Origin of the sequence: Arenimonas sp. (genome assembly GCF_035312645.1) — a bacterium.
In the GTDB taxonomy this organism is placed as follows: Bacteria; Pseudomonadota; Gammaproteobacteria; order Xanthomonadales; family Xanthomonadaceae; genus Arenimonas.
Genome location: NZ_DATGBO010000149.1, coordinates 1 through 4,392, shown reverse-complemented (window position 1 = coordinate 4,392; position 4,392 = coordinate 1). Strand labels below are relative to the sequence as shown.

At 64.2% G+C, this 4,392-nt stretch carries 5 protein-coding genes; 1 reads left to right on the top strand and 4 read right to left on the bottom strand.

Annotation, left to right across the window (positions count from 1 at the left end; all coding sequences use genetic code 11):
• Positions 1 to 140 precede the first annotated feature (140 nt).
• From rapZ to VKM35_RS13720, 4 genes are all read right to left on the bottom strand, one after another.
• On the bottom strand, positions 141 to 1,028 hold the full coding sequence (gene rapZ / locus VKM35_RS13735; protein WP_324321681.1) for an RNase adapter RapZ: 888 nt from the start codon (positions 1,026 to 1,028) through the stop codon (positions 141 to 143).
• Complete coding sequence (gene hprK, locus VKM35_RS13730; RefSeq protein ID WP_324321679.1) at positions 1,025 to 1,978, bottom strand: HPr(Ser) kinase/phosphatase; 954 nt, start codon at positions 1,976 to 1,978, stop codon at positions 1,025 to 1,027. Before hprK ends, rapZ begins: the two co-directional genes overlap by 4 nt.
• Before the next feature lie 15 nt (positions 1,979 to 1,993).
• Positions 1,994 to 2,320 (bottom strand): ribosome hibernation-promoting factor, HPF/YfiA family, encoded by a 327-nt coding sequence (gene hpf / locus VKM35_RS13725; protein ID WP_324321678.1) that lies wholly within the window; start codon positions 2,318 to 2,320, stop codon positions 1,994 to 1,996.
• A gap of 124 nt (positions 2,321 to 2,444) precedes the next feature.
• Positions 2,445 to 3,881: an RNA polymerase factor sigma-54 gene (locus VKM35_RS13720; RefSeq protein WP_324321677.1), complete on the bottom strand. Its 1,437-nt coding sequence runs from the start codon at positions 3,879 to 3,881 to the stop codon at positions 2,445 to 2,447.
• Between the two features lie 179 nt (positions 3,882 to 4,060).
• Between VKM35_RS13720 and VKM35_RS13715 the strand changes: the two genes are divergently transcribed.
• On the top strand, positions 4,061 to 4,392 hold a 332-nt coding region (locus VKM35_RS13715), incomplete at its 3' end, for an endonuclease domain-containing protein (protein ID WP_324321676.1).

Genomic DNA, 4,392 nt, shown 5'->3' with positions numbered 1-4,392 from the left:
AATTCGCGGTGATGGCTGGCGACGCGCCCTTTGTCCGCGGATCTATTCCAATTCGCGGTGATGGCTGGCGACGCGCCCCTTGTCCGCGGATCTATTCCAATTCGCGGTGATGGCTGGCCTCGCGCCCTTTGCCCGCGGATCTATTCCAATTCGCGATGGTACGTGAGGACGTCTTCGCGGTCGCTGCTGCGGCAGTGCGCGGCGAGTTTCTCGGCAAGGTAGACGGAGCGGTGGCGGCCGCCGGTGCACCCAAACGCAATGGTGACGTAGCTGCGCGTGTCGGATTCGAAGCGCGGCAGCCAGGTGTCGAGGAAGGCGCTGACTTGGGCGACGTATTCGCGCACGGTGTCCTGTTCGTCGAGGTAGTCGCGCACGGCGCCGTCGCGGCCCGAGAGCGGACGCAGGCGTGCGTCCCAGTGCGGATTGGGCAGGCAGCGCGCGTCGAAGACGAAATCGGCGTCGACCGGCACGCCGTGCTTGTATGCGAACGATTCGAACAGCAGCGATACGCGCGGCGCGTGCCCGGACTCGAGCTCGGCGAGCACGGCCTTGCGCAGCTGATGCACGTTGAGATCGGTGGTATCGATCACGTGGTCGGCGAGCGCGCGCAGCGGGCCGAGGCGTTGGCGTTCGAGCGCGATCGCGTCCGACAGCGGCAGGCCCTGGTGCGAGAGTGGATGCCGGCGTCGGGTTTCCGAATAGCGCTTGACCAGCACTTCGTCGCGCGTGTCGAAAAACACCAGACGATGGTCGTAGCCGAGTTCGGCGACCGCCGACAGCCACACGCCGATGCGCGAAAGATCGGTGGCGAGGTTGCGCACATCGATGCTCACCGCGAGCCGCGAGCGCTTGCTGCCGTTGCACGACATGCTCTGCACGAAGCTGGTCAGCAGTTCGGCGGGAAGATTGTCGACGCAGTAGTAGTCGAGATCCTCGAGCGTGCGCAGCGCGACGCTTTTGCCGGAACCGGACAGGCCGCTGACCACGGTCAGCATCGGGCGCGCGGTCGGTGTCGCTTCGTCGCTCATATTTCCTGTCCGAGGTTGAGCAAGGTGGCGTGGCGGGCGAGGAAGGCCGCGGCCGGGTCGGCGCCTTTCACGCGCAGGATGTGCAGGCGCACGGCGGCTTCGGTGAGCACGGCGAGGTTGCGGCCGGGGGCGACCGGCAGGTGGAATTCCGGCACGTCGAGATCGAGCACGCGGCGCGGCGCGGCGGTCTCGCCGGTGAGCCGCGACATCGCCGCCGAAGAAACATCGCCGACGCGCATCAGGTGCACGATCAGGCGCAGGTATTTGTTCCGCTTCACGGCGGTGTCGCCGAACATCTGGCGGATATTCATCACGCCCAGGCCGCGCACTTCCAGCATGTCCTGCAGCATGTCGGGGCAGGTGCCGTCGAGCACGTCGGGCGCGATCTGGGTGAATTCGGGCGCGTCGTCGGCAACCAGGCGATGGCCGCGGCTGATCAATTCCAAGGCGAGTTCGCTCTTGCCGGCGCCGGAATCGCCGGTGATCAGCACGCCGATCGAATAGATTTCCATGAACACGCCATGCAGCGTGACGCGCGGCGCCAGCGACAGCGCGAGATGGTATTGCAGCAGGTTGAGCAGTTCGTAACCGCGCCGCGGCGACACCCACAGTGGCGTGTTGGATTCTTCGCAGGCGTTGCGCAGGTCGGTCGGGCAGTTCTGGTTTTGCGTGATCACCAGCGCCATCGGCGCGAAGCCCATGATCTGCTCGAGTTTTTCCCAGCGCATGCGCGCATCGAGAGTATCGAGCCAGGCCAGTTCGGCGGCGCCGATGATCTGCACCTTGTTGGGGTGGATGACGTTGAGATAACCCGCCAGCGAGGGCCGGCGGGTTTGTTGCTCACTGCGTTCGAGCAGGCGCTCGCCGCCCTGCTGGCCGGTCAGCCAGCGCAGGTCGAGTCTTTCGTGCAGCTCGTCGAAGACCTCGCGGGCGCTGATCCGGGTACGCATGATTTCGCAGGTGGGTCAGCCGAAGCTGTCCGAGCGGGCGGCCGATTCGCCGCGATGGTGATCCTTGGTTTTTTCTTTCTGCTTGAGCACGAGGCGGTCGAGCTTGTCGACCAGCAGATCGATGGCGGCGTACATGTCGGCGGCACTGGCGTCGGCGAACAGGTTCTTGCCGGGGGTGTGCAGGGTGGCTTCGGCCTTGTGGTCGAGCTTGTCGACCGTGAGGGTGACGCGGGTATCGAGGTGTTGTTCGAAGTGCTTGGACAGGCGGGCCAGTTTTTCGGTCACGTAATCACGCAATGCCGGGGTGATGTCCATCTGATGACCGCTGATTTCAATACGCATGTCATACCTCCTGTCGTTGTTGCCACTGCCAAATTCGCTGCGCTGCCGGCATTGCGCCGGTGTCGTGATCAGATCTGGTGGGGTTTGCCCGGGATTGCAAGGCTGGGCGGCGCGGCGGCCTCCTTTACAGACGTTGTCGTTCGTTGGACGACGGGATATTCATGCCTTCGCGGTACTTTGCCACAGTTCTCCGGGCCACGGGGATGCCCTCGGCCTTGAGGATTTCCGCCAGTTTGGCGTCCGAATGCGGTGCGCGCGGATTCTCCGCCCCGATCAGCGTGCGCAGCATCGCCTGGATCGCCGTGGCCGAGGCGCCGCCACCGGAATCGGTGGTGATGCCGGAGCTGAAGAAATACTTGAACTCGAAGGTGCCACGCGGCGTGCGCAGGTATTTTCGTGTGGTCGCGCGCGAGATCGTCGACTCGTGCAGGTCCAGTTCCTCGGCGACCTCGCGCAGGGTCAGCGGCCGCATCGCCTGGGCACCGTGTTCGAGGAAGCCGCTTTGCTGGCGCACGATCGCCTTCGCCACGCGCAGCAAGGTGTCGGCGCGGGTTTCCAGGCTCTTGATCAGCCAGCGCGCTTCCTGCAGTTGCGCTTTCAGGTAGCTGTCGTCGTCGCGGCTGGATTTGCCGATCAGGCGTTCGTAATGGCGGTTGATGCCCAGGCGCGGCTGGCTGCTGGCCGATGTCGCGACTTTCCAGACGCCGCCCTGGCGGTAGGCAATCGCATCGGGGCTGATGAATTCGGTTTCGCCGGGGCTGATCTGCGCGCCGGGTTTGGGATCGAGCGAGCGCAGCAGCGCGATCGCGGTGTCGATGTCTTCCTGGCATTGCTTGAGTTGGGCGGCGAGCTTGATCGCGCCATGCTTGGCCAGGACATCGAGATGCTGGCCGCAGATCTGTCGCGCCAGCGCCAGGCCGGGCGTGTCGGTGCTGAGCAGTCCCAGTTGCACGCACAGGCATTCGGAAAGACTGCGGGCGCCGACGCCGACCGGATCGAAGCGTTGGATCAGGTGCAGCACGGCTTCGATCTCATCGGCTTCGGCGGGGAATTCCGATGCCAGCAGCGACTGGATGTCTTCGATGCTCGCGTCGAGATAACCCTCATCGCCGATCGCCTCGATCAGCGCCTCGCCGATCATCAGGTCGCGCGGGCCGAGATGACTCAGATGCAATTGCCAGATCAGGTGCGCGTGCAGGTCCTGCGGCGCGGCAGTGCCTTCATCGCGATCATCGCCGTCGCCGTAGTTATCGCCGCTGCCGTTGCCGCGCGGCTGGCCGTCGTCGTCCCATTCGAAATGCGGTGTTTCATCGAGCGCGTTTGCTTCGCCGTCGCTGTCGGCCTTGCTGGGTTCGCTGGGCGCGTCGCTGTTCGGGATCGTCGGCTCGGGGGCTGATTCTTCTTCCTCTTCCTCGCGTTCGAGCAGCGGATTGCTGTCGACTGCGGCATTGATCTCCAGCTCCAGCTCGATCGACGACAACTGCAGCAGCTTGATCGCCTGACGCAGCTGCGGCGTCAGGGTCAACTGCTGTCCGAGTCGTGTCTGCAGGCTGGGCTTCATGGCTGGGGCCATCATACCGGCTGGTGGATGGAGTGGGATGGCGGAAATTTCGGCGGCGGATTGGCACCGTGCGAGTTATGGGAATGTAAAACCTGACTGCGAAGCGAGCCAGTCCCCTCTCCCCAGCCATGGGGAGAGGGTTAGGGTGAGGGGCGAGCAAATCGCAGTGAAACAATGCAATGCGCGGAAAGAAGAGCCATCAACTCGAGCGGCGGCTGCGGCGTGAGAAAACCGATGCCGAGGCGAGGATGTGGCGCTGCCTGCGTGATCGTCGATTGGCGGGATTGAAATTCCGTCGCCAGCATCGCATCGGGATCTACATCGTGGATTTCGTCTGCGTTGAAATGAGGCTGGTGGTCGAGCTTGATGGTGGGCAGCATCTCGAGCGCGCGGGCGATGACGAAAGGCGCGCGGGTTTTCTGCACGATCGCGGCTATCGCGTGTTGCGGTACTGGAATGATGATGTGCTGGTACAGACTGATGCCGTGCTGGAAGTGATCTGGGCGGCGGT